The organism is Exiguobacterium sp. SH0S1, from assembly GCF_004337165.1.
Lineage (GTDB): Bacteria > Bacillota > Bacilli > Exiguobacteriales > Exiguobacteriaceae > Exiguobacterium > Exiguobacterium aurantiacum_A.
The window spans coordinates 15,769-40,076 of record NZ_SJVC01000008.1; the positions used below are offsets into that span (position 1 = coordinate 15,769).

A 24,308-nucleotide genomic window follows, 5' to 3' on the forward strand; every position below is an offset into this window, starting at 1 on the left:
GGAAACCTGCCGGCTACCTTGTAAGAAAAAAACACAACCTTCTAGTATCCCATTCGTTCGAAAATCGATTAGACTGAACGTATGAGGGGGAATACTATGAGTGCATATGAACAATTCGGAGGCGAACGCGGCGTCCAACAGCTCGTCGACGCTTTTTACGAACTCGTTTACGCTGATCCCGTACTGTTGCCACTGTTTCCAGACGACAAAGACCGGGTAAAACAACATCAGTTCGAATTTCTGACGCAACTGCTCGGAGGACCAAAACTGTATACGGAACGCCGTGGCGGCGGCAACCTGGCGATGATCCACCGCGATCATCCGATCTCAGAAACACACGCCGGTCATTGGCTCGGGTGCATGGAACAAGCGCTCAAGACGGTCGACGCACCGGAAGCGATCAAGCGACAATTGTTTCAACGTCTGATCATGTCGTCGTCAAACGTCATCCGCGTCTGCTCGCACCATTTTGAGTAGTCATCATTTAAAAAAGCGGGTATGATAGGAAAGTAAGCAAAGGAGGTCGGTTTTCATGACAGAAGAAGAGAAAAAAGAGACCGTTTCAGCTAAAGAGGAAACGGAAGAAGTAGAACCTACGGCAGTCCTCGCCGAAGTCCTTGAAGAGGATGAGGAAGAAGATTTACCCGAAGAAAAGAACATGGACCACATCAAAGGTGTGTTCAACTATACACAGAAGAACGGACGGGAGTATCGCGTCGTCTTTTATCACGACCGTAAAAACCTCGTGTTCCGTGAACTTGGAAACGGGAAAGTCGAATTTGTCGGGCGTTTCACAGATGATGCCTACGATGAAGAGAACGAAGCAGAGATGCAAAAACTCGGCGAGAAACAGCTCAAGCGGATCCTTGCCGATCGACTCAAATAAAAAAAATCGCCCGCGGGCGATTTTTTTTATTGTTTCTTGTTTCGTTTTTTCTTGCGAAGCGCGTAAATCACTCCGGCGATTCCTCCGGCGACGGCGATTCCAGCCATCGCAGGCACGAGGATTTTCTTCGTCGGAAGCATCTTTTTGACACGTTCGTACGGTGTCGGAACCGACAATTCAAGTTGAACGGCCGTCTCACCGTGACCGTTCGCCCGTGCTTTGCGGGCCGCGTCCGTCACGACGACACGTCCTGTCGTATAGCGGCGGTTTCCATATTCATCCGTGTAAGGCCGGCGAACCCGCTTGACGTCTGTTACCGTCTTTCCACGAGCGGCATCCGGTCGGACGACACGTTCGCTCGTCCATGTGCGGGCACCGGTCGCACTATAGGCCGGACGAATCTTACGACGATTTAACCAAGTGTATGAATCGTTCATCTATATTCCCTCCAATATGCTGAAGTATCTCTTCATATTATACCCATACAACATCTGACGAAAACATCAGTCTTGACGAGACAAACAAACAGGCGCCCGGTCCTAACTTGGACCGGGCGCCGATTCGCTTGCTGATCAATCCGTGAACGGTTTATCCCGATGGCGACGTTTCGCCAAGATCAAGTAATAAGCCGGAACAAGGACGAGTGTCAGTACGGTCGAGAACAGAATTCCCGACACGATACAGATGGCGAGCGGTTTGAAGAGCGGGTCTTCACCGAACGCGACCGGTAGTAACGCGACGACCGCCGTCAACGCCGTCAGGAGAATCGGACGGATCCGTGCACGTCCTGCCTCATATACCGCTGTCGTGACGGACATTCCACTGCGAATTCCTTGCTCGATGAATTCGAACAAGACGACCGCGTTTCGAACGACGATTCCGGCAAGTGAGACCATCCCCATCGATGCCATGAAGCTAAACGGCGTCTGCGTGATGAACAGCCCGACGACCGCACCGGCAATCGCCAAGTAAATCGTGAACAAGACGAGAAGCGGTAAAGAAAGTGAATTGAACTGGAATGCGATGATTAAGAAAATCAAGAACAAGACGACGATGAACAACGTCGCGAGTTCAACGAAGAACTCATTTTGCGTATCGCTCGCTCCCGACTGTTCGAACGAGATGCCATCGCTCGTCAAGTCTGATTTTGCGTCATCGAGAATCCGTTCAACGTCTTGTTTGAACGCATCTTCGTCCATCCCTTCAGTCGCATAGATTTGAAGCGTGACGATCCGCTCCCCGTTCTCACGCGGAATCTGTTGGATCTGTTCAGTCGTCGTTTCGGTGACGAACGTACTGAGCGGGGCGACCGGCGGACCGGCTTCCGTGTCGACCGGGACGAGAATCTCGTCAAGGGCGAGCGCCTCGCGGTTTGCGGCCGCATCGACGACGATTTTCACATCGCGTTGTTCGACACCATCGTCGAACGTACCGATCGGGATGCCGTCCGTGACTAACCGGATCTGATCGCTAATTGCTTTCGCGGTCACTCCAGAAGCAGCCATCGCTTCTCGGTTCAATTCGTACGTGAGTGTCTGGAACGGTTCTTTAATGTTGTCGAGCACGAGCGCGCCATCGATTTCTTCGAGGTCTGCCTTGACCGTATCGCGTGCCGCGACAAGTTCTTCGATCGTTTCACCGCGCATTGTGAACTCTACCGGGGCAGACGTTGGTGGTCCCTGCTGCTGCGTATCTAAGAAGATTTCAGCGTCCGGATAGTTTTCACGTATTTGCGATGTGTACTCATCAATCAACTGAATCGCATCGATTTGTTCGTTGTCGACTCGGACGACGACTTGTCCTGCATTGTCACCCGACTGATTGAGTCCACCGGTGAACAAGCTCGGAAGCCCACCGCCAGCGAAAATGGCGGTCTCGGTAACACCGTCAATCTGTTGGAATTCGGCTTCGATCTGTTGGAGACGACGTTCTGTTTCCTCTAAGTCGGTTTGAACCGGGAACGTGACGCTCGTCACGACTTCTGGTCGGTTCGCAGCCGGGAAGAACTCGAACGGTGTCAACAGAATCAGCCCGTATAGTGCTGTCGTGATGACAAATCCGACCAATCCGAACGTCCACGGCCGTTTAGCGACGACCGGGAGCAACCGATCCGCATAAAAATTACTGAGACGGTTGAGCGGTCCGCCGAGCCAGCCTGGCTCCCGCTTCGACACTTTCACTTTCTTCCGGTTCAACCAATACTGTGCGATCGGCACGAGTGTCAAACTGATGACCATCGATGCGAGCACCGACAACGCGAGTACTGTCGGTAACGCTCGGATAAAGTTCCCGTTCGCGCCTGACAAGAGTGTCAGCGGTAAGAACGCGAAGACGACGGCGAGCGTCGACGTGACGATCGATCCCCAGACTTCTTTCGTTCCGCGAACGGCACCGACCATGGCTGTATCGCCTTTCCGGTAGCGACGCAAAATGTTGTCGTTGACGACGATCGCGTCATCGACGAGAATACCGAGCGCGATGATCGCCCCAATGATCGAGATTTGGTTCAAATCGACTCCCGTGAAGCGGAGCGGGATGAGTGCGATCAAGAAGGACAACGGAATCGCCAAGCTGACGATGAGTGACCCTGTGAACGTCAACCCGATCGTCGTGACGACGATAACTGCGATCATGGCGATGATGAATTCTTTCGTAAGTGACGAGAAGATCGCATCGACCGCTTTCGCTTGATCGTAATAAGTGACGAGTTCGACCCCGTCTAAGTCTCCCACTTCAGAAGCGACGACTTCATCGACGCGTTGTTGCAGCGTCGGGATGTCTTGACCTGGCTCGATTGTCACCGTGAGCGAGATTGCCGGTTCGCCGTCGAGTGAGACGAGGTCGGTGACTGCTTTTGTCGTCTCTTCGACCGTACCGACATCGGCAAGGCGGACGGGATCACCGTCGACAGAACCGACGATGACTTGATCCATGTCGTTGACGTTCGTCAAGTTATCGATCGCCAATTGATAAATACCGTCGTCCGTCGATTGGCGACCGAGCGGTGTCGTCTTATATTCTTCGTTGATTGCCGTCAAGACGTCTGGGAATGCGAGTTGGCGTTCCCCAAGCGCTTCGGAATCCAGTGAGACGACGAATTCTGTTTCCGGGAGCCCTTTGATCGTGAACCCGGTCACACCATCTGTTCGTAGCAATCGATCTTCTAGCCGTTCGACCTGTTCTCGAACCGCTTCAAGCGACTCGCGATCGCTCGACGTCAGTAAGTACGATGCGACCGGAAGCTGACCGATCGAATCGTTGACCGTCGGTGCTAAGGCGTTGTCAGGTAACCGAGGCGCCGCGTCTGAGATCGCCTGCCTCACGTTCGCTTGCAGCTCGCCTTGATCAAATCCGTCTTCATACTCGACGGTAATATTCGAGAACTCCGACGCCGACAGCGACGATACGTTCTCCACCCCTTCAAGCCCTCTTAACTCGGTTTCAAGGATGTTCGTGACGTTCCGTTCGACCGTCTCAGCGGTCGCCCCTGGATATGGGGTCTGAATGAGAATGATATTGACGCTAGTCTCTGGGATTTCACGTTTCGGGAGCTGGAAAAACGTGAGTACCCCGACGACGATTGCAACGAGTAAAAATACAATTATCAATTTTCCTCGCTCAATCATTTTCTGAAAAAACATATTGACCCCTCGCTTTCGGATAATGTGCAAATACACATATGAACTATTCTCCTTTATCATAGAGGGGTTTGAATCGGTTTTCAATCCTTAAACGTGATGCAATGTGCTACTATGGAAACGTTTTTGGAACGCATAAGATAATTCAATCGATCGCTGCTTCTGCCGTTGGACCGTATGATCGGAGACAGGGACTTGAATCGATTCCCCGGTCAGAAATTGAATCCGGGTCCCGTTGCCAAACTTTTTGATGCCCGTGACATGTTGAAAATTGATCCACGCACAATCAGGACTCTCTTTGGCGATTGTCGGGAAAAAGACGGCATCGGCGTGCCAATCCATGACGACAGGGGTTTTTCGATGAGGACCAAGCACGTGACGGGCCGCTTCAATTCGCCCTTGGATACTCGATCCATAATAGAGACAAGCCGATTCGAGCAAGTGAATCGGAGAACCTTTCAGACGGTGCACGCCATCAGGCTGATAGACGAGTGTCTCGGCCTCACCGTACTCATTAAATACCGGAACCAACGCTCTTGTATCATTCGTCAACTGTGTCATCTGTTCTTCCTCCAAAACGTATAATATGACTTACACGTTATTCATAACAAGTTCCTTAAACGTGTGCAAACGGCTCGTCGACATTTCCCACTAAAAAAACCAGCCGTTCGCAGGCTGGTTTTTAAAATCTGTCCTCCGTTTTTAATTTTTGTGTGTCTTTCAGGTGGGGGAAGTGGAATTGGACAGCAACTCCGTCGTTCGTATTACCCAAGGTAACGGACCCGCCATGGAGGGTCACGATGCGCTGGACGATAAATAAGCCGAGACCGAACTTGCCTTGTTTCCCACGGGAAAATTGATGGAACAGGTCAAGGTTCTCATCGACCGACGGGCCGTCATTTTTGATGACGATGTCGATTCCTGCATCCGTTCGTTCGAGCTCGACCTGAATCGTCGACTCGGCGTAACGAATCGCATTGTCGAGCACGTTTTCGAGCGCGACCCGAACCTGTTCCCCGTCACCGAGCATCTCGCCTGCGTGGCCGGTCAACGTCCACTCGAGATTTCCTCGGAGTTTGAAGCGGTCGATGAGCAGTTCGACCAACTTATCGAGGTTGATCGGATCGAGTTTCATCTCTTGACCTTTAAAATACTCCAACTTGGTGACGTATAACAAGTCGACCACTTTTTTCTCGAGACGCGATGCTTCTTCATCAATGACTTCGGCCGACCCTTTCAAGTCTCCAGTCGGATAGATGCCGTCCCCGATCGACTGGGCATAGCCGCGAATGACCATGATCGGCGTCTTCAAATCGTGAGAGATGTTTTGTAAGAGCGCCTGTTGCGCCAAATCTTGCTCTTGCAGTTCTTGGCGCATCGCGTCGATCGACCGTGCCAATTGTCCGAGCTCGTCTTCCCTGGCGAGTGGTAACACCGTCTCCCATTGGCGGTTTGATATTTTCTCAACGGCCCGTTCCATCTCGACGATCGGTTTCGTCAACTCTCTCGACATCCAAAGGGCCGGGATGAGTGACAGGAGGCTGATGACACCAATTAAAATCGAGATACGCCAGTACAATGTCGAGACGAGCTCACGGCGATAAGCGTCCCAGGCGTATGACGCCTGGTAGATGAGGGCACCGTCATATTCGTTTTGACGAATCGTATAGTAGACGTCTTCCCCATCGATCGTCGTCTGATATTTGGCGACCTCGCTCGTCTGTTCGAGCGCCTCTTGATACATCCGATTCGTCAGCTCGAGCGGGGCCGAGCCGTAAATGATGCGTCCGTTCGGCAAAAAGATAAGCTGATTGACCGAACGTGATTCTTGTTGACGCCGATCGTACTCGATCGGGTTGCTCGGAATATTTTCGAGCTCATTCGTATTTCCGAGGTAATAATCGACATCTTGAAGCGTCTCATACACTTGTTCATCGATGAACTGCGTGATCGAGGAGCGGACCGTCAACAAGATCATCAACGCCAAGGTGACGATGATGAGTAAAATCAATACCCAGATTTTCCACATGAGCCGTTTCGGCTTAAGATCGTGAAGTCTCATGGCTTAACGAGTCGATAACCGATCCCATACAGCGTCTCAAGTTCGAGTCGGTGCAACTTCTTCCGTAAGCGTCGGACCAAGTCATCGACGACACGGTCTGAGCCGAAATAGTCGCGACCCCAAACACCTTCTAATATTTGCTCACGCGACAGCGCCGAGCCCGGATGTTCGAGGAAGAGCAACAATAAATCGAACTCTTTGGACGTCAAATCGATATCATCCGCAGCATGCTTGATCAGTCGTTTGTCCGGATAAATCGTGTATTCCCCATACTCGATATGTTCGTTCGATTTCGACCCGTACACCCGATCGATCAATTTTTTGACCCGGATGACGAGCTCGCGCGGTAAGAACGGTTTGGCGATGTAGTCATCCGAACCCATCTCCAGTCCGATGATTTTATCGATGTCCTCATCACGGGCCGAAATGAAGATCGTCGGTGTATTGGCGTTCGTCGCCTTGATTTGCTTCAACAACTGAAAGCCATCGAGGTCCGGCAGCATAATATCGAGCACCCATAAGTCAGGTTCGTCTTGAATCGCGGCTTGGGCTGATACACCATCCGTGAACGAACGGACTTGGTAGCCTTCTTGCTCTAAATACGTGACGAGCATTTTGTTTAAATTGACCTCATCATCGACTAAATAGATCGTGTACATTTTAGTCACCTCTGCAGCATTTTTTAACATCATATCAAACAATTGTCGACGAATGATGGGAAATCACTCGTTTCGAACCGGCTGGTTGTACCGTCAATCGCGTAAGTTAACGAAAAAAAGAAGGGTTTCCCCTCCTTACCGTGTCGACCGTGTCCGCAATTGTTGAGCGAGGAAGGCCGTCCCCCCGCTAAGTAACGCCAACACGCCGCTGATCATGACGAGTTCCATCGTAACCCCACCTTCCCGCTGATACCGATTCTCATTATCATCTATACTATATCATAGTTTTTAGCATGAGAACATCACAAAAAAATCCCGCCTCACAGGCGGGATTCGGTCGTTATGCGTTGACGTCGTAACCTTGTTCTTCGATAGCTTCGATCATCACTTTGACGGAAATCTTATCGTTATGGATGACATCGACTCGGTGATCTTGTAACGAGACGATGGCCGACTCGACGCCTTCTAACTCGGTCAAAGCCCCTTCAACCGCTGCCTTGCAATGGTTACATGTCATACCTTCTACTTTCAAGACTGTTTCATTCATTTGGAATGTCCTCCTTGTTTTTTTAATCGCAGTGCGTTCAATACGACCGAAACCGAACTGAACGCCATCGCTGCCCCAGCAATCCATGGAGCGAGCAAACCGGCCGCGGCAATCGGTATACCGAAGCTATTATAGGCGAGCGCCCAAAATAGGTTTTGACGGATGTTTCGCATCGTGAGCGCACTCATCTCGATCGCCCGATCCACGCCTTCGATATCTCGACCCATGATTGTCACGTCCGCCGCTTCTAAAGCGACGTCCGTCCCGCTGCCGAAGGCGATACCGACGTCCGCGACGGCGAGCGCAGGCGCATCGTTCATCCCGTCACCGACCATGGCGACGCGGCCACGTTGTTTCAGTGCCTCGATGTGGTCTGCCTTCTCGACGGGCAACACCTCGGCAATGACGTTCGTTTCAGCGATGCCTAGTTCACGCGCCACGTCGAGCGCGACTTCTTTTCGGTCTCCCGTCAAGACATACACTTGTCTCGTCGTCGCAAGTCGTTGCACGACAGCCCGGCTACCTTCTTTCAACCGGTCTTGAAGACCGAACGCCGCCACGACTTCAGATTCACTCGCCACGTAAACCGGCGTCATCGCTTGCATGTCCCAATCAGGCAACGTGAATCCGGCCTCGCGCATCATCCGGACCGAACCGATAAGAAGCTCTTTCCCATCAACGACCGCTTTCAATCCTCGGCCCGATAACTCTTCGACCCGTTCCACGTGCCCGACGCCGACGCCACGACCGATCGCTTCCGCAAGTGGATGCGTCGACTGACGTTCGGCCATGACCGCCCGTTGTAAAAACGACTCGTCCCCGAACGTCGCCACGACTTCAGGCGTCCCGTTCGTGAGCGTCCCCGTCTTATCGAACACGACGATATCGACACCGTTCAATGATTCGAGTTGACCGCCCCCTTTAAAGAGGACGCCTTGTTCAGCCGCACGGCCGGTCCCGACCATGATCGATGTCGGGGTCGCAAGTCCGAGCGCACACGGACAAGCGATGACGAGGACGGCGATTGAAGACCGAATCGCCATATCGAGATCATTAAACCCGAACAACCAAACGGCGAACGTGACGGCACTGATGGCGACGACAATCGGCACGAACACGCCGGAGATTCGGTCGGCCTGCCGTTGAATCGGCGCTTTATCCGTTTGTGCCTGTTCGACGACACGGACGATTTGCGCAAGCATCGTCTCGCTGCCGACACGCTCTGCCGCCATCAAGAAGCGATGCGATCGATTGATCGTCCCACCGACGACATCAAAACCGACACCTTTTTCAGACGGGATCGATTCTCCGGTCAACATCGATTCATCGATGACCGTCTCACCTTCAATGATTTTACCGTCGACCGGCACTTTCTCACCTGGACGGACGACGATCACGTCGCCGACGTTGACGAGGTCGATCGCCACCGACCGTTCTTCCCCGTCGACGAGTAAGATTGCTTCTTTCGCCTGCAGCGACAGAAGCGATTTGAGCGCATCTGTCGTTTTTTCTTTCGCCCGTGCCTCCAACCATTTCCCGAGCAATACGAGCGTGATCAACACAGCGCTCGTCTCGAAGTAAAGGGACGGGTTCGTCGGATGGATGAGCATTTCGAACACGGAATAGAAGTAGGCGGCGGATGTCCCCGTCGCGACGAGGACGTCCATGTTGGCCGCCCCACTCTTCAGGCTCTTATACGCCCCTTGATAAAACTGGGCCCCGATCCAAAACTGGACCGGTGTCGCGAGCGCGAATTGCCACCACGGGTTCATGAGCCAATCGGCATGGAACATCAACCCAGGGATATGGGTAATCATGACGAGTAAGAGCGGCGCCGAAAGAAGCGCCGAAATGAGCACTTTCCGTTCTAGTGGGCGGAGGTCATGTCTCGGTGTGAGCTCGACTTTTCGTTCCGCCCCGTAGCCGATCTTCTCGATCCGGGCGATCAGCTCCTCTTCGGTGATGCCGTCCTCGACGCGAATTGTCGCCGTCTCGAGCGGCAAATTGACGGTCGCATCGACCCCGTCCATCTTATTCAATACTTTCTCGATTCGGGCTGAGCATGCGGCGCATGTCATTCCTTGAATCGACAGTTCGACAGTCTTCATACGAGCACCTCCTTACTTTTTAATGCGGCTGACAATTGTCATCAATTCGTCAATGTATGGATCCATATCTTCCGTTTCACTCGCATGGACCAAGCATTTACGCATATGACGCTCAAGCAGCTGCATCTCGACTTGCTTTAACGCGGCTTGAATAGCCGACGTCTGCGTCAAGATATCGACGCAATATCGGTCGCTCTCGACCATCTTTTGAATCCCACGGACTTGGCCTTCGATCCGGCGCAGCCGCTTACTGAGCGCAACTCGCTCGGCGTCTTCGCGCGGGACGAGCGGCTGTTCGTGCAAGAATTCATCCATTGTTATCACCTCACGTCTAATATACCCCTACCCCGTAATGGTGTCGAACGTATGAAATAAAAAAAGAGCGACAATTGTGTGTCGCCCTTGCTTGATTCAGTTGCGTTGAAACGCCTCGCTTTTCAAAACCGTCCGCAAAATCTTACCGGTCGTGTTTCGCGGTAACTCATCGATGATCTCGATGTGGCTCGGCTGTTTATACTTGGCAAGTTTCGTCGCCGCGAACGCGCGGATCTCGTCGACCGAAAGCTCATCGCGGGTGACGATAAACGCCTTCACCGCTTCACCTTGCTCGGCATCGGGCACGCCGATGACGGCAGCCTCGACGATACCCGGGTGTTGGTATAACACTTCTTCGACTTCCCGCGGGTAGACGTTATAACCACCGACGATGACCATATCCTTTTTCCGGTCGACGATGTAAAAATATCCGTCCTCGTCACGTTTCGCCAAGTCGCCCGTATAGAGCCATCCGTCCCGAAGCGTCATCGACGTCTCCTCAGGCAATTTGTAATAGCCTTTCATGACGTTCGGACCGCGGACGATCAGTTCCCCGACTTCGCCGACACCGACTTCTTCACCGAGCTCGTCGACGATTTTGTTCTCGACGTGGATGATCGACGGACCGATCGATCCCGCTTTCCGTTCCCCGTGGAGCGGGTTGAAACAAGTGACCGGCGACGCCTCTGACAGGCCATACCCTTCGAGGATCTTACACTCGAATTTTTGTTCAAACGATTCGAGCAGTTGGACCGGTAAGCTCGCCCCGCCCGAGACGAAGACGCGGACGTGCTTGAGCGCCGACGCGTAAGCCGGTACTTTCAGCGCCGTTTGTAACAAGAAGTTGTACATCGTCGGCACACCGGCAAAAATGCTGACCTGATGCTTCGGAATGAGATCGAATACGTCTTGCGGCGAGAACTTCGGCAAGATGATGATCGTCGCCCCGCGCAGGAGCGGTGCGTTGACGATGACCGTCAAACAGAAGACGTGGAACATCGGCAGCGCCGCGAGCGCCTTATCGTCCGGTGTGATCTCGAGATATTCTCCGATTGAGTGCGCGTTCGAGAACAAGTTGAGGTGGGTCAACAGCGCTCCCTTAGGTTTACCTGTCGTCCCGCTCGTATATAAGATGACGGCGACGTCTTGTTCATCGACCTCGACTAGCGCCGTCACGCCCGAGGCGAACGCTTTTGAAAACGGCATAAATTCGATATCCCCTGTGCGCTCGATTGCGGGCACCTCCGCATACGGTACCGAGATGACAAGCTTCAACTGCGGCAAGTTCGTGAGCGCAGTTTCGGCTTGCGCGACGAGCGGCGACAAGGCGACGATCGCTTTCACGTCTCCATCGAGTAAAATGTAAGCCATCTCGTCCGGCGTATATGTAGGGTTGATCGGAATGACGATTCCCCCTCGCGCGAGGACCGCAAAATAAGAAATCAAGAACGCCGGGCTATTCCCGAGGACGAGCGCTACGTGGTCCCCTCTGTCGATCCCTTTCTGTTCAAGCGTCGATGCCATCGCTTGGACTTGTCCGAAAAACTGTTCGTAGCTGACCGTGTCCTCCCCGAACACGTAGGCCGCCTTATTTGGATGCGCGGCCACAACCCCTTGTAACGCTGTGACTAAGTTTGCCATGGTAATCCCCCTTTAGAAATGAATGACGATTCACTCTTGAGCCGTAAAAAAGAGCACGGCAACCGCGCTCTTTTTCAGTTATCTCTATTGTACATGAAACATCTCAGGAAGAAAACGCTTTCAAATCCATCATCTGTAAATGATATAGCCCGGCCCGGCTTTGGACGTGAACAAGCGCTTGCAACGCTTCGTCGTCCATGAGCAGATCATCGATCAACTTATGGAACATCTGTTTCTTCTCGTCAGTCGTCGCTGTGATGATAAAGATCATTTCTGCACAGACCGATTCCCCGGCGATCGTCCGCACGTCGAACGGACGGTTCAAGTGGAGCAGCGTGATGCCATCGCGCTTTGAGACCTGGTTCGGCACGTCGATGACAGCGACTGGGATGGCGACGTCCGTCACTCCGGACGGGATCGTGCGCTCCTGCTCGATGATGACTTGCGCGAACGTATCATCGACTATCCCTTTTCCTTCTAGCTCAAGACCAATCGCGAGCATGGCTCGCTCGAACGTCGGTTGATCGGTCACCCACATCCAGTTCGTGTCCATCCATTCTGTGATGAAACGGCACATCTTCATTCCTCCTATTGGCTCATCTCCATTAACGAAAGCGCTTGCACTGATTATGATACGCCTTCCCGCAACGACTCGCAACGCTACACACAAGGTTTCACGAAAACGCCAAAAAGGATGGTCTCTGAAACAGACCATCCTCCTGCAAAATCGCCTCAGCTAATGAGATCGACCAGTTCTTCTAAGTCGACGTTACCGAAGTAATGCTTGACGTCGAGGTGTGACAATTGTTCCCGAATCGCGGCTCGTTCGAATCGCGTCCCGACGAGTGCTTGCTCGACGTCGTGGATATCACCGACGCCAAAGAAGTCGCCGTAGATTTTCGCTTCTGTGATCGTCCCTTTATTGACGTTCAAACGAACGTCAATTGTGCCGATCGGGAAACGACGCTTCGATTCGACGTCGAACTTCGGTGACTTCCCGAAGTTCCAGTCCCAGTTCGCGTAGCGTTCTTTCGAGATGTCTTGAACGATTTCCCAGTCCTCGTCACGGAGCACGTAACGTTCCGGGTCTTGACCATCATAGATCGAGTGGAGGAGCGCCTCGACGAACCGGTCCATCTCCATCTCTTCCTCTAAAAATTCAGTGATGTTGGCGACCCGGCTCCGGACCGACTTGATGCCTTTTGAGCGCATCTTCTCTTCCGAGACGTTGAGCGAGTTGACGACTTCCTCGATGTTCGAGTTGAACATGAGCGTCCCGTGGCTGAACATGCGACCGCGCGTCGTGAATTGGGCGTTCCCGCTGATTTTCCGTTCGCCGACTTGAATATCGTTACGACCGGTCAATTCCGCTTCGACACCGAGTTGTTTGAGCGCATCGACGATCGGCTGTGTGAACTTCTTGTAGTTGTTGAACGAATTGCCGTCATCTTTCGTGATAAAGCTGAAGTTCAAGTTGCCTTCGTCGTGATAGACGGCACCGCCGCCAGACAAGCGACGGACGACGTCGATCCCGTTCTCTTCGATATACTTCAAGTTGACTTCTTCTGACGTGTTCTGGTTTTTGCCGATGATGATCGACGGGCCGTTAATATAGAACAAGAAGTAGTCCTCATGCTCGACGTTCAAATGCTTGAGGATATACTCCTCGACCGCCAAGTTGAGTTTTGGGTCCCGGATGTCCGGGTTAAAGATAAATTTCACAGTCGGTTTCCTCCTAATCGGATGTTCGTTAGTTGTATTATACGAGACGAATCACCCGCTCTACAACTTGTTTACTTCCACTCACCGCTCATAATGCGCTTCAGCGCGTTCGCGACGCCGTACTCATCATGACGTTCCGTGACGTGGTGGCTGATCGCGATCAAGTCGTCGTGACTGTTGCCCATCGCGATCGCTTTGCCGGCGACTTCAAACATCGGCACGTCGTTCAAGTTGTCACCGATGACGACGACTTCTGATAAATCGACACCGAAGTGCTCGGCTAATTTTTTGACACCGTGACCTTTGTCGGCCCCGTTCGCCATCACTTCGATGTTGTCGTTCCCTGATGACGTGACGTATACCCCGTCGACACGCTCATCGATTTCAGTCCATAGTGATGACATCTTCTCAAAATGACTTGAGAACGCGATGAATTTATAGACGCGGCCAGCCTCGTTTTTGATGAAGTCCTCGATATCCTCGACGAGACGGACGTCTTCGTTGACGTAATAACGCTTCCGGAAGAACTCATACATCTCGAGCGACCGGTCGTCACCGTTTTGCTTCAAGTTTTCCATCGTCGCATCGATCAAATCGAGGCGACTTGCGACAAGTCCCGCTTCCGAATACATCTCGTAGAAAATGTCTGAATACTTATGGTCTTGATGAAGCACCGACACGACTTCGAGCGCTTCTTCAACCGTCAAATCGATTTCATGGAGCACTTCTCCCGTTTCGGTCAAGACGCGGCCCCCGTTTGACGAGACGATCGGGCACGTGAGACCGGCTTCATCGAGAATCTCTTTCGCGTTGAAGTAATTGCGTCCCGTCGCAATCGCAAAGCGAATCCCTTGTTCTTCGGCGGCGCGGACGATTTCAGCCGTCTCCGGTGCGATTTTTGTGTGGTTGTGCAGAATCGTGCCATCCATATCGGATACGAACAGTTTATACGTTGTCATCAACATCCACTCCCTCTTTTTCTCTTTCGCTTCTAACTATAACAAAAAGAGAGGCCGACGGAAAAATCCGACACCTCTCTTCACAAATCCTTAACCAAGTTCTGCTAACTGTTTGATCTGCTCGTGGACGCTCTTAATACAGTCCGGCATGCCGATCCCGTCGTAGGCGATCCCCGCGAGCAGCACGCCAGGATAAACCCGGCTCATCTCGGCCCGAAGCGCTCGCACCCGGTCGGCGTGGAAGACCGCGTACGGCGGCAATCCGTCCCGCAGCCGGCTGACGACCGCCTGGAGCGGTGCGGCTTTGATGTTTATCAAACCGCCCAAGTCACGGAGCGCTGTCGCCACGATGTCCTCATCCGGTGCATCGACGATCTCGTCAGCACCCGGACGACCGAGGAAGACACGGAGAACGTGATAGCCGTCCGGCACGGCGTGTGGCCATTTTTGATCGATGAACGTACACGCCGTGATCATCACGTCCGCTTCTTGGCTAGTGACGAAGCCCGTACCGACGAACGGGAGCTCGATGTCTGTCTCTTTAAAGACGAGTGAGCACGTCGCGGTCGCATGCGGCTTCATATCGGCCAAGAAATCACTGTCGACTTTCGGTAAGAACTGACGAATGAGACGCGGCGGAACCGTCAGTACGAGACGCTCTGAATCCATATCGCCACGATTCGTGAGCAGACGATAGCCTGTCTCGATCTCCTCGACTTGTTCGACCGAACAGTTCAAGATGACCTCTGTCCGCTCGAGCCGTTCCGCGAGACGGTCCGTCAGCGACTTCAAACCTCGCCGGAGCGAAGCGAACTGTCCGACTTTCTTCGCGCCGACTTCAGCGACACGCTGTTCGGGACGAAGATGGCGCATCCCTTCATATAGACTGCCGTACTTCTTCTCACCTTCGATAAACTGCGGGAACGTCGACAGCGCACTCATCTTGTCGATATCGCCGGCATAAATACCCGACAATAGCGGCTCGATCAATCGGTCGACAATCGGATCCCCGACCCGTTCTCGAAGATAGAGGCCAAGTGAGACGTCCGTCTCTGGGGGAATGATGTCTGGGGGCGACAACAGTATGGCCCGCAATGCCGCGTGCTCGTCTTCTGACAAGAGCGACGTCTGCTTGAACGCGTCGACGTCGAGCGGGATGCCCATCACCGTCTGTTTCGGGATCGGATGTAACCCGTCATGATGCAAGACGTACGCTTGGCCGACCCCGTTCCGGACGAGCTCGTCCCCGAGACCGACGTCATGGATCAACTCGGTCATCGCCGTCTTCCTGAACACGTAAGAGTCGGGGCCGCGCTCGACTGCAAATTCACCGGTCTCAAACGTATCGATTTTTCCGCCCAACCGGTCATTGGCCTCTAACAGCGTGATTGACACGTCTTCCGGCAAATAACGCTCGGCATAAAAAGCGGCGGTGAGACCTGTGATCCCACCACCGACAATCGTCAAATTACGCATGATGCACGATCACGCTTTCCATCCGATCTGCGACGGCTTCGATGAAGCTCCGCTCTGCGTTTGGCATATTTGGACGTGCATAGTGAACGCCAAGGCGGTCACAAACGACTTTACATTCCACGTCGTTGTCGAAGAGCACTTCAAGGTGGTCAGCGACGAAACCGACCGGCGTATAGACGAACGCCTCGTAGCCATGTTTTTCGTGAAGTTCAGCCGTCAAATCTTGGACGTCCGGCCCGATCCAAGGATCCGGTGTGTTGCCTTCAGACTGCCAACCGACCTCATAGTTGATGACACCAGCAGCTTGCGCGATCTTATCTGCCGTCTCTTTCAACTGATCCGGGTACGGGTCGCCACCAGCCAAAATCTTCTCTGGCAAGCTATGCGCCGACACGATCAAGCATGCCTTTTCGGCTGGGACCGGCAAGTTCGCGAACGTCTCTTTGATCGCTTCAGCCCACCAATTGATAAATTTCGGCTCATCGTACCACGACTCGACCGAACGGATCTCGATGTCGTATTTCGCCGCTTCTTCATGGGCGCGTCCGTTGTAAGACTTGACGCTATATGACGAATAATGAGGGGCAAGAACGACTGAGACCGCTTCTTTAATGCCGTCGTTCGCCATTTGCGCGACCGCATCCTCGACGAACGGTTCGATGTGCTTGAGACCGATATATAATTTGAAGTCGATTTCACCAGCGTGACGCTCGTTCAAAATGTCTCGAAGCGTCTCCGCTTGGTCAATCGTGATCTTCGCGAGCGGAGATACGCCCCCGATCGCCTCATAGCGTTCCGTCAAGTCTTGGAGCGCTTCCGGTGCCGGCTTGCGTCCGTAACGGATGTGCGTATAATATCGTTCAATGTCTTCCGGTTTATATGGTGTTCCATAAGCCATTACAAGTAATCCGACTGTTTTCATGATGATTTGCCTCCCATTTTTTCACGTGAATAGTCATGGATAAATGCCGTCAATTTGACGAGTACGGCCGGGTCGACTTCTGGGAACACCCCATGTCCCAAGTTGAAGACGTAGCCCGGTTGTTTCATCCCTTCATCGAGGATTTCTTTCACTTTCTCCTCGATGACCGGCCATGGTGCAAGCAAGAACGACGGGTCCAAGTTTCCTTGCACCGCTTTCGTAATGCCGCGATCGCGCGCTTCTTGAACCGACAAGCGCCAGTCGAGCCCGACGACGTCGATTGGCTGATCTTGCCATTCTTCTACAAGATGGCTCGCTCCGACACCGTGCATGATGAGCGGGATGTCGAGTGTGCGCAATTCAGTGAAGATGCGCTCAGTCGTCGGTTTAATGTAACGGACATAATCTTTGCGGCTGAGCGTCCCGACCCATGAATCGAACAATTGGAACGCTTGGATACCGGCCTCGGCTTGCGCTTTGGCGTACGTGATGACCATGTCTCCAAGTTTGTCCATGAGCGCGTTCCAAACGTCCGGCTCAGCATACATGAGTGCTTTCGTCCGATGATAGCTTTTCGATGGACCGCCTTCAATCATATAGCTCGCAAGCGTGAACGGTGCTCCCGAGAATCCGATGAGCGGCACTTCAAGACGCTCTCGAAGCAAACGGATCGTCTCGAGCACGTACGAGATGTCGTCGACATTCAGCGGTTTTAAGCGCTCGACGTCCTCCATCGTCCGATACGGATTATCGATGACCGGGCCAATCCCGCTCTTAATTTCTACATCGACGCCCATCGACGGGAGTGGCGTCATAATATCTTTGTACAGAATGGCCGCATCGACTCCGAGTTGCTTGACCGGGAGTTCCGTCACGTAGGCGCATAGTTCTGAATCGTGTGTGATTTCGAACAACGTCCTCGTTTTCTTGATCTCACGATATTCTGGTTGGTAGCGTCCGGCTTGGCGCATATACCAGACCGGCACATAGTCTGTCGCCTCTCCTCGAAACGCCTTCAAAATAGTATCGTTCATACGTCGCGTCATTCCCCTCTATAATTCTCCTACACTCTTCTTCTATAGGTATGTGAACTCAAAAACATTATACAGAAATTAATTAGAATAATGCTAATGTGAAGCATTTTCATTGTGTTTTCATTGTGTCATTTCTTTGTCGGATACGTGCGGAACGCCGAATTGAGCTGACCCCGGATCAATTCATCACGCTGTCTCGTCGATAGACGTTTTTCGCGCTCTTTAATGTCTTGAATCCGCCATCCGTCCTCAAGCTTTGACGCCACGTCGATCAACCGCTCGACGTCATGGAAAGAATATTTACGCGAGCCTCCCTTTGTCCGCTCCGGGAAGACGAGTCCTTTCGCCTCATAATAGCGCACTTGTCGTTCAGAAAGCCCGGTCAGTTCGGTAATAACGCCCATTCCAATCACTTTCTTCGACTTGTAGTCCATCGTCCGCCATCTCCCTTCTCAAAAAAACTATGTCAGATAATCTGACAAATTGCAATCCAACCCGTTCATTTCGTCTTAAACTGAAACCAACTTTTGAAATCACACTTGCTAAAAGGAGGAATCGCAACATGGAAGAAATTATGTATTATATGGACACGCTGTTCGTACTCATCGCTGCACTGCTCGTCTTGACGATGCAACTTGGTTTCGGCTTACTCGAGACCGGGACGCTCCGGGCTAAAAACGCCGGGCATGTCGCTGTCAAACAAATCATCAGCCTCTCTGTGGCGGCACTCGCCTTTTGGGCCGTCGGGTTCGGCCTCTCATTCGGGGATGGTACCCGCTGGTTCGGGACTGAAGGATTCTTTTTAAACGGATCGTTCACGAGCCTCGACTGGGCCAACGTCTCGCTCGACATTAAATTCTTGTTCCAATTGTCATTCGTCGCCGTTGCGCTCGCAATCGCTTGGGGCGGATTTGCGGAACGGGCTAAACTGTCGGCTTACGTCTTATTCGGTATCTTCTTCGTCGCCATTCTCTATCCGATCGTCGCTCGCTCGGTTTGGGCGGGTGGACTCCTCGGCTCAATGGGGATGCAAGACTTCGCAGGCTCAGCCGTCGTCCATCTTCAAGGTGGGATGGCTGCCCTCATGGCGACGATCATCTTGAAACCACGACGGAAAACAGAATCACTCGCCGGTCATAACCACGTCTTGACGGTCGTCGGCGGACTCGTCCTTTGGCTCTGTTGGTTCGGATTCAACGCGGGATCGACGATGTCGGTCGCTGACGGATTCTTCGGTTATGTCGCACTTACGACGATGCTCGCTACGGCTGCCGGTGCGCTCGGCGCGCTCGCCATCGTCATGATCCACAAAAAGACGGCCGACATCCCTTCAGTCGTCAACGGTGTCCTCGGGGCGCTCGTCGCCATCACAGCCGCTTGTGCCTTTGTCGAACCATGGGCCGCTGTCGTCATCGGCGCCCTCGCTTCCATCGCAACATACGGCACGAGCATCCTCATGGCGAAGTATATCGATGACCCACTCTGTGCCTTCTCAGTCCACGGTGTCGCTGGCATCATCGGAACACTCGCACTCGGGTTCTTCGCATCACCGCGTCTCGTCGAGATCACCGGCATCGGTTCGGCCGGCCTCTTCTACGGTGGCGGTTTGTCACAACTCGGCGTCCAGGCGCTTGGTGTCTTGATCGCAATGGTCATCGCCGGAGGCGGAAGCTATGTCTTCTTAAAACTACTCGACGTGACGATCGGTCTCCGTGTCACTGAGGAGCAAGAAGACGTCGGACTCGATATCGCCGAGCACGGTGTATCGGCGTACGGTGAAATCGATGCGGAAACTGACACTCCGGCTCGTCTGCCGAAGATTCTCGGCTCGAGCGTGTCGGTCATGTCACCAAAAAAATAACAGCAGTCAAAGGGACACCCTTCACGCGCGTGGAAGGGTGTCCCTTATTCATTTCAACCGCCCTAAATAGTAACGGATGACAAGATAGCCGAGCACGACTCCCGCGACCGCGTCAACTCTAGCACCGAAAGCGACCGACACGAGCGTCAGAACGACCAACTGACCAATCAGCAAGCGATTCATCCACCATTTGTAACCCGCCAACCGTTCAAGACGCGTGATCGGCAACCATGAAGCGATCGACATCGTATCGAGTCGTTTGAAGAGCGGCACGAGTTGGAGTGCGGTCAAACCGACGAACAGTGGGACGACCAAGCCGACATACCAGCCACCCGACAACCACATGACGATGAACGCCACGACAGAAAGGCGGAACACGAGGTCGAGCGAGTCTTTCGAACGGATGACGCGTAAGCCATAGACATAACGCGCGGCATCCGCGCGTCTGAGCACCGAACGCTCGAGCGCTCGCACGATGACACTTCTCTCCTTCACTTCCTCCCGCATCGCCGGCAAGTCGACGAACCAACTGATGACACGGTCGAACTGCGCCTTGCTCTTCTGCTCGAGCGTGAGCCAATCAAGGAGCGGGATGCGGTCGTGTCGTCTTAGATGAAGCAAGACAAGCGCGACAAGCGCCGGCACCGGCGTCAATAACGGGACACCGAAAATCATGATGACTCCACTCGCGAGCGCACTGAAGAGCACCACGTTTGAGACCAATTCGAGCTTTGCGAGGCGACCCGCTGCCGAAAGCAACACGCTCGCTGCGACGATGGCGCCTACTTCTGCCGGCGTGAGCGCTTGCGTCCGGACGATGAGCGGCAAGACGACGAGCATGGCGACGAGCGCCCGAACGCTCGCGAACACGACGTTGAACAGACGGATCCCGTTCATATACGAACGGATATCACCGAGCTCTGGCAACAAAAACACTTGGTCCGCTTCTTGAAGCAACGTCCGCGGCCGATGCCCGAGTGGCAAGAGCAAGAACACGAGCGCGACGACCCATTCGCTCGGAAACGCCGGGTCGAGTTCGTTTAAAAATTGATTGTAGACGAATCCCCCGTAAATGAGCGTGAAGTAGAGCGTGAACAAGAGACCCCCGTTCGCCACATAGCGGCTATACTTCACGACTTCTTCCATCCAACTACTGAACCGAGCGTTAAACACCCTCATTGCGCCCGCTCCTCGGCCTCGATCGCCTCGACATAAATGTCATCGAGCGTCGCGTCAGGACGGAGCGCATATTTTTCACGCAACTGCGCTGCCGTACCGGTCGCAATCACGACTCCTTGATGGAGAAACACGAACCGGTCACAGTGACGTTCCGCCGTCTCGAGGATGTGCGTCGACATGAGAATCGCACAATCTTGTTTATACTCATCAAACAGGCGGAGCAGTTGACGGATCGCGAGCGGATCGAGACCGACGAACGGTTCGTCGACGATCAAGAGCGGCGTCTTCGTCACGAGCGCGCTCAGAATCATCGCTTTTTGGCGCATCCCTTTCGAGAAGACGGATGGGAACCAGTCCAACTGTTTCTCCATACGCATGTCGCGGGCCAATCGTTCCGTCCGCATCTCGAGGTCACGGCTGTCGATCTCGTACGCTTTCCCCATCAACAACAAATGTTCACGTAACGTCAACGTGTCATACAAAATCGGCGTCTCAGGTATATAACTTATTTTCTTGCGATAATTTTTTTCGGACGATTGCAACGTTTCTCCGTCGACTTCGACTGATCCCGAAATCGGTTCAAGCAATCCTAAAATATGTTTGATCGTCGTCGATTTCCCGGCACCGTTTAGCCCTATCAGCCCGACGAGCTCACCTTTTTTTACTTCAAACGAAACATCATGTAGCACTTGTTTACCTATATAACCGCCGTTCAAGTGTTCGACGTGTAACATGAAAACTCCACCCCTTATTTTCAACTTTTTTTTGTGATATATGTTTTAAAAATTGTCACATGGGAATATTCTCTACTGTAAGGCATTTTAAAAACTTATTCATCACTTCCATTGTTCCATAAAATTGTTATTGAGAACAATGGACAAAACAGAGAGGAGAATGTTTGCATGGGTTTTATTCTTTATTTAATCGTCGGGGGTATCATCGGTTGGTTAGCAGGTCTTATTTTAGGTAAAGACGTACCAGGCGGCGTAATCGGTAACATCATCGCTGGTATCATTGGTGCTTGGCTTGGCGGATTGATCTTCCCTGATTTCGGACCGATCATCGCTGACATCGCGATTATTCCAGCACTTCTTGGTGCGATTATCTTGATCTTGATCGTATCGTTCGTTATGAAATCAATGAACAAGAAACGCTAATCAAGTGCTACAAAAATGGGACCCTCGACACGAGGGTCCCATTTTTTCGTTCAACTTAACAGTAAATACATCGCCCCGTCGCGTTCGATGAAGCGTTTATCCGTTTCTAGACCGAGCAACGTGAAAATCGATTCGAACAGTGAGCGATCGTAACGCCACTCGATCCCAAGCTCTGTCTCGATTCGTTCATTCGGTTCACCGAGGAGGGCGACCATATCGTCCGTCCGTTTGTCCAAATCGATGTCGATTTGGTTCACTTTCTTTTTAACAAATGTCACATCCATGCCGTCATACCGCCACACGTCGCTGTCCCGTTCAAGCGGTTCACCGAGCTGTTCGACGACCGCTTTCTCCCGCTTGTTCATAACCGACTCAATCGTTTCAAGCGAATGCCCGGTCCTCGCCTCGACTTCAATCTCGATCAGCTCGACCCGCTCGATATCGAACTGACCGGCAATCGTCTCGTTCGCTTCGGGCTGTAGCGCGAAAGCGAGCTGTTCCTCCCGAACGAGCGTCACCGTCTCCGTTCGCGTGACGGTCTCCCCGTTCACGACCGCGACGGCTTTGACGTCGTACCGGCCTGGCATCCGTTCGACCGTCAAGCTGTCGCCCGCCGCATCAATCCGGCCTACTTGTGTCCCATCGACCCATATGTTCGTCAATGGCACGTCTGACGTCGCAACGAACGTTTGCGGTAACAGCTCAATCCGATAATCCGCAAAGCCGAACCGGCCGTCTCCCGTATCAAGCAAGCGGAACAACCCGACTGACTCCATACCTTGACGTTCATCGGCGCGGTCCGCCGCCACCTCAGAGATCGCCTCACCTCGAATCGACTTCTCTTCGTTCAGCCAACGCATGAACCGGAGTGCCTCGGCACGCGTAAGCGGCTCAGTCTCATATTCAACCGTCTGCTCAAAGAAAGCGACGTCTTCCGTCAACAGAGCCTCTTTAAATCGAACGTAGATTTGCGCGTTCGCCTCTGCCGGCTTATAGCCCCATATATAGATTGCACCCGTCGCTAAGACGAGCAAAACGGCTAGGACGATGACGAGGCGAATCTTGCGCTGCCTTGTCGTCTTCTTCGATCGTTCATAAGCCATTCTCTCCACTCCTATCACTTTCTCTTGTCCTTCTATTGTAGGATGACGTGAGAACGAGGACAATCATTCTTTCGCCTGAACTTCCGTGTTATGATGAAATCGATCAGTCATTTCATGAATGGAGGAAATACGATGCATACCGATGCCAATTGTATCTTTTGTAAAATCGTCAACAACGACATCCCTTCTTACAAGGTGTACGAAGATGATGACGTCGTCGCTTTTCTCGACATTTCCCAAGTGACGAAAGGCCATACCCTCGTCATCCCGAAACATCATGCCAAAAACATTTACGAACTACCGAGTGACGTCGCAAGTGACGTCTTTAAAGCAGTACCGGGAATCGCGAGTGCGATTCAACGCGAAACGGGCGCGATCGGGATGAACGTCCTCTCGAACGCCGAACAAATCGCCGGTCAGACGGTGTACCATTTCCATATTCACTTGCTCCCGCGCTACGGCCAAGAAGACGGGTTCGACGCGAAATGGGAAACCCATAACGATGCGTACACGCCAGAAGAAATGAACACGCTCGCGGCTCAAATCAAACAACGTGTTTGAACGAAACAAGCGGACCAGACTCCTCCGAGAGCCTGGTCCGCTTTCTTGTGTGTCATGACGAGTTGATCGAATTGAAGTGCCGCTTCCGCTCTTCTTCAATTTGTGCCCGTTCTATTTGCAATTTGATCGCATGCTCATACAGTTGCTGACGAGATTTGACAGACTCCGCTTGTTCGAACTCTTTTCTTAATTCATTTAGACGGGTGTCGATTTCAAAAAGTCGCTTTTCAAGCAAAGTTTGTTTACGCGTCTGTTCGTTCTGTTCTGACGCTTCGTATCCCGCCTCGAGTGCTTCCATTATTTTATGTGCCCAAGGGTCATCTCCCAGTTGTTTCGCCGCGTTGTACAAGTCTAGCATGTCATCGAACCAACGCTTTTGCTTGTCCACTGGAGGTCACCTTCCTTTGACCTCATTTTAAAATAAAATGATTTTTCGGTCAAAATTGAATGTTCTGAAAAATTTTATTTGAGATATAGG

General features: G+C 52.6%; 25 protein-coding genes. 5 read left to right on the top strand and 20 right to left on the bottom strand.

The genetic code is table 11. From position 1 onward, the window contains the following. Positions 1–96 precede the first annotated feature (96 nt). Positions 97–477, top strand: coding sequence for a truncated hemoglobin (locus EVJ20_RS13740; RefSeq protein WP_070327848.1), 381 nt, complete (start codon positions 97–99; stop codon positions 475–477). A 55-nt stretch (positions 478–532) separates the two neighbouring features. After that, positions 533–886: a hypothetical protein gene (locus EVJ20_RS13745; RefSeq protein WP_131489960.1), complete on the top strand. Its 354-nt coding sequence runs from the start codon at positions 533–535 to the stop codon at positions 884–886. 26 nt (positions 887–912) lie between these two features. Here the strand turns inward: EVJ20_RS13745 and EVJ20_RS13750 are convergent, their stop codons facing one another. The 16 genes from EVJ20_RS13750 to EVJ20_RS13825 all read right to left on the bottom strand — a co-directional run bounded on the left by EVJ20_RS13750 (position 913) and on the right by EVJ20_RS13825 (position 18,403). Further along, positions 913–1,323, bottom strand: a complete 411-nt coding sequence (locus EVJ20_RS13750) for a hypothetical protein (RefSeq protein ID WP_070327850.1) — start codon at positions 1,321–1,323, stop codon at positions 913–915. Between the two features lie 135 nt (positions 1,324–1,458). After that, a complete protein-coding gene (locus EVJ20_RS13755) occupies positions 1,459–4,527 on the bottom strand; it encodes an efflux RND transporter permease subunit (RefSeq protein ID WP_131466155.1) in 3,069 nt (1,022 codons plus the stop codon). Positions 4,528–4,614: 87 nt separating this feature from the next. Continuing rightward, the gene (locus EVJ20_RS13760; RefSeq protein ID WP_070327851.1) at positions 4,615–5,085 is read right to left on the bottom strand and encodes a competence protein ComK; all 471 of its coding nucleotides are present in this window, start codon (positions 5,083–5,085) and stop codon (positions 4,615–4,617) included. A gap of 121 nt (positions 5,086–5,206) precedes the next feature. After that, positions 5,207–6,553, bottom strand: a complete 1,347-nt coding sequence (locus EVJ20_RS13765) for a sensor histidine kinase (RefSeq protein ID WP_236636467.1) — start codon at positions 6,551–6,553, stop codon at positions 5,207–5,209. Positions 6,554–6,582: 29 nt separating this feature from the next. Further along, entirely contained in the window at positions 6,583–7,245 is a 663-nt protein-coding gene (locus EVJ20_RS13770) for a response regulator transcription factor (protein WP_070327853.1), read from the bottom strand. Between the two features lie 340 nt (positions 7,246–7,585). Further along, the gene (locus EVJ20_RS13775; protein ID WP_131441594.1) at positions 7,586–7,792 is read right to left on the bottom strand and encodes a cation transporter; all 207 of its coding nucleotides are present in this window, start codon (positions 7,790–7,792) and stop codon (positions 7,586–7,588) included. Further along, on the bottom strand, positions 7,789–9,900 hold the full coding sequence (locus EVJ20_RS13780; RefSeq protein WP_131505293.1) for a heavy metal translocating P-type ATPase: 2,112 nt from the start codon (positions 9,898–9,900) through the stop codon (positions 7,789–7,791). The genes EVJ20_RS13775 and EVJ20_RS13780 overlap by 4 nt, the downstream gene beginning before the upstream one ends. Before the next feature lie 12 nt (positions 9,901–9,912). Beyond that, a complete protein-coding gene (locus EVJ20_RS13785) occupies positions 9,913–10,215 on the bottom strand; it encodes a metal-sensitive transcriptional regulator (protein WP_070327854.1) in 303 nt (100 codons plus the stop codon). Between the two features lie 96 nt (positions 10,216–10,311). Next, positions 10,312–11,856, bottom strand: a complete 1,545-nt coding sequence (locus EVJ20_RS13790; protein ID WP_131466161.1) for a long-chain-fatty-acid--CoA ligase — start codon at positions 11,854–11,856, stop codon at positions 10,312–10,314. Between the two features lie 103 nt (positions 11,857–11,959). Continuing rightward, positions 11,960–12,433 carry a PTS sugar transporter subunit IIA gene (locus EVJ20_RS13795; protein WP_236636469.1) on the bottom strand — a complete coding sequence of 158 codons (474 nt, stop codon included), beginning with the start codon at positions 12,431–12,433 and terminating at the stop codon, positions 11,960–11,962. 155 nt (positions 12,434–12,588) lie between these two features. Then, positions 12,589–13,578, bottom strand: a complete 990-nt coding sequence (locus tag EVJ20_RS13800; protein ID WP_071399225.1) for a lipoate--protein ligase — start codon at positions 13,576–13,578, stop codon at positions 12,589–12,591. A gap of 71 nt (positions 13,579–13,649) precedes the next feature. Beyond that, positions 13,650–14,543, bottom strand: a complete 894-nt coding sequence (locus tag EVJ20_RS13805; protein ID WP_071399224.1) for a Cof-type HAD-IIB family hydrolase — start codon at positions 14,541–14,543, stop codon at positions 13,650–13,652. A gap of 84 nt (positions 14,544–14,627) precedes the next feature. Then, complete coding sequence (gene hemG / locus EVJ20_RS13810; protein WP_131508665.1) at positions 14,628–16,013, bottom strand: protoporphyrinogen oxidase; 1,386 nt, start codon at positions 16,011–16,013, stop codon at positions 14,628–14,630. Then, entirely contained in the window at positions 16,006–16,935 is a 930-nt protein-coding gene (gene hemH, locus EVJ20_RS13815) for a ferrochelatase (RefSeq protein ID WP_070327860.1), read from the bottom strand. The genes hemG and hemH overlap by 8 nt, the downstream gene beginning before the upstream one ends. Continuing rightward, positions 16,932–17,981: a uroporphyrinogen decarboxylase gene (gene hemE / locus EVJ20_RS13820; RefSeq protein WP_131508667.1), complete on the bottom strand. Its 1,050-nt coding sequence runs from the start codon at positions 17,979–17,981 to the stop codon at positions 16,932–16,934. The genes hemH and hemE overlap by 4 nt, the downstream gene beginning before the upstream one ends. A 116-nt stretch (positions 17,982–18,097) precedes the next feature. Continuing rightward, positions 18,098–18,403: a MerR family transcriptional regulator gene (locus EVJ20_RS13825; RefSeq protein WP_071399222.1), complete on the bottom strand. Its 306-nt coding sequence runs from the start codon at positions 18,401–18,403 to the stop codon at positions 18,098–18,100. A gap of 128 nt (positions 18,404–18,531) precedes the next feature. On the opposite strand from EVJ20_RS13825, the gene EVJ20_RS13830 reads away from it, so the two are divergent. Next, positions 18,532–19,830, top strand: a complete 1,299-nt coding sequence (locus EVJ20_RS13830; RefSeq protein ID WP_131489966.1) for an ammonium transporter — start codon at positions 18,532–18,534, stop codon at positions 19,828–19,830. A gap of 48 nt (positions 19,831–19,878) precedes the next feature. Here the strand turns inward: EVJ20_RS13830 and EVJ20_RS13835 are convergent, their stop codons facing one another. Both EVJ20_RS13835 and EVJ20_RS13840 read right to left on the bottom strand, forming a co-directional pair. Next, complete coding sequence (locus tag EVJ20_RS13835; protein ID WP_131508670.1) at positions 19,879–21,009, bottom strand: ABC transporter permease; 1,131 nt, start codon at positions 21,007–21,009, stop codon at positions 19,879–19,881. Continuing rightward, positions 21,006–21,743 (bottom strand): ABC transporter ATP-binding protein, encoded by a 738-nt coding sequence (locus tag EVJ20_RS13840; RefSeq protein WP_071399219.1) that lies wholly within the window; start codon positions 21,741–21,743, stop codon positions 21,006–21,008. The genes EVJ20_RS13835 and EVJ20_RS13840 overlap by 4 nt, the downstream gene beginning before the upstream one ends. Positions 21,744–21,911: 168 nt before the next feature. Between EVJ20_RS13840 and EVJ20_RS13845 the strand changes: the two genes are divergently transcribed. After that, positions 21,912–22,166 (top strand): GlsB/YeaQ/YmgE family stress response membrane protein, encoded by a 255-nt coding sequence (locus tag EVJ20_RS13845; RefSeq protein ID WP_070327866.1) that lies wholly within the window; start codon positions 21,912–21,914, stop codon positions 22,164–22,166. A gap of 50 nt (positions 22,167–22,216) precedes the next feature. Here the strand turns inward: EVJ20_RS13845 and EVJ20_RS13850 are convergent, their stop codons facing one another. Then, positions 22,217–23,269, bottom strand: coding sequence for a hypothetical protein (locus tag EVJ20_RS13850; RefSeq protein ID WP_131508672.1), 1,053 nt, complete (start codon positions 23,267–23,269; stop codon positions 22,217–22,219). 132 nt (positions 23,270–23,401) lie between these two features. Between EVJ20_RS13850 and EVJ20_RS13855 the strand changes: the two genes are divergently transcribed. Next, positions 23,402–23,830 carry an HIT family protein gene (locus EVJ20_RS13855; RefSeq protein ID WP_070327868.1) on the top strand — a complete coding sequence of 143 codons (429 nt, stop codon included), beginning with the start codon at positions 23,402–23,404 and terminating at the stop codon, positions 23,828–23,830. A 52-nt stretch (positions 23,831–23,882) separates the two neighbouring features. Here EVJ20_RS13855 and EVJ20_RS13860 read toward each other — a convergent pair whose 3' ends face one another. Beyond that, a complete protein-coding gene (locus tag EVJ20_RS13860) occupies positions 23,883–24,218 on the bottom strand; it encodes a hypothetical protein (protein ID WP_071399216.1) in 336 nt (111 codons plus the stop codon). Between the last annotated feature and the right edge of the window lie 90 nt (positions 24,219–24,308).

Bases quoted from the DNA above. Each gene is read 5' to 3' on its own strand.
- EVJ20_RS13740 (WP_070327848.1), top strand. From the start codon at position 97: ATGAGTGCATATGAACAATTCGGAGGCGAACGCGGCGTCCAACAGCTC.
- EVJ20_RS13830 (WP_131489966.1), top strand. From the start codon at position 18,532: ATGGAAGAAATTATGTATTATATGGACACGCTGTTCGTACTCATCGCT.
- hemH (WP_070327860.1), bottom strand. From the start codon at position 16,935: ATGAAAACAGTCGGATTACTTGTAATGGCTTATGGAACACCATATAAA.
- EVJ20_RS13755 (WP_131466155.1), bottom strand. From the start codon at position 4,527: ATGTTTTTTCAGAAAATGATTGAGCGAGGAAAATTGATAATTGTATTT.
- EVJ20_RS13795 (WP_236636469.1), bottom strand. From the start codon at position 12,433: ATGTGCCGTTTCATCACAGAATGGATGGACACGAACTGGATGTGGGTG.
- EVJ20_RS13775 (WP_131441594.1), bottom strand. From the start codon at position 7,792: ATGAATGAAACAGTCTTGAAAGTAGAAGGTATGACATGTAACCATTGC.
- EVJ20_RS13845 (WP_070327866.1), top strand. From the start codon at position 21,912: ATGGGTTTTATTCTTTATTTAATCGTCGGGGGTATCATCGGTTGGTTA.
- hemG (WP_131508665.1), bottom strand. From the start codon at position 16,013: ATGCGTAATTTGACGATTGTCGGTGGTGGGATCACAGGTCTCACCGCC.
- EVJ20_RS13855 (WP_070327868.1), top strand. From the start codon at position 23,402: ATGCATACCGATGCCAATTGTATCTTTTGTAAAATCGTCAACAACGAC.
- EVJ20_RS13745 (WP_131489960.1), top strand. From the start codon at position 533: ATGACAGAAGAAGAGAAAAAAGAGACCGTTTCAGCTAAAGAGGAAACG.
- EVJ20_RS13785 (WP_070327854.1), bottom strand. From the start codon at position 10,215: ATGGATGAATTCTTGCACGAACAGCCGCTCGTCCCGCGCGAAGACGCC.
- EVJ20_RS13750 (WP_070327850.1), bottom strand. From the start codon at position 1,323: ATGAACGATTCATACACTTGGTTAAATCGTCGTAAGATTCGTCCGGCC.
- hemE (WP_131508667.1), bottom strand. From the start codon at position 17,981: ATGACGCGACGTATGAACGATACTATTTTGAAGGCGTTTCGAGGAGAG.
- EVJ20_RS13765 (WP_236636467.1), bottom strand. From the start codon at position 6,553: ATGTGGAAAATCTGGGTATTGATTTTACTCATCATCGTCACCTTGGCG.
- EVJ20_RS13770 (WP_070327853.1), bottom strand. From the start codon at position 7,245: ATGTACACGATCTATTTAGTCGATGATGAGGTCAATTTAAACAAAATG.
- EVJ20_RS13850 (WP_131508672.1), bottom strand. From the start codon at position 23,269: ATGGCTTATGAACGATCGAAGAAGACGACAAGGCAGCGCAAGATTCGC.
- EVJ20_RS13790 (WP_131466161.1), bottom strand. From the start codon at position 11,856: ATGGCAAACTTAGTCACAGCGTTACAAGGGGTTGTGGCCGCGCATCCA.
- EVJ20_RS13760 (WP_070327851.1), bottom strand. From the start codon at position 5,085: ATGACACAGTTGACGAATGATACAAGAGCGTTGGTTCCGGTATTTAAT.
- EVJ20_RS13780 (WP_131505293.1), bottom strand. From the start codon at position 9,900: ATGAAGACTGTCGAACTGTCGATTCAAGGAATGACATGCGCCGCATGC.
- EVJ20_RS13825 (WP_071399222.1), bottom strand. From the start codon at position 18,403: ATGGACTACAAGTCGAAGAAAGTGATTGGAATGGGCGTTATTACCGAA.
- EVJ20_RS13805 (WP_071399224.1), bottom strand. From the start codon at position 14,543: ATGTTGATGACAACGTATAAACTGTTCGTATCCGATATGGATGGCACG.
- EVJ20_RS13840 (WP_071399219.1), bottom strand. From the start codon at position 21,743: ATGTTACACGTCGAACACTTGAACGGCGGTTATATAGGTAAACAAGTG.
- EVJ20_RS13835 (WP_131508670.1), bottom strand. From the start codon at position 21,009: ATGAGGGTGTTTAACGCTCGGTTCAGTAGTTGGATGGAAGAAGTCGTG.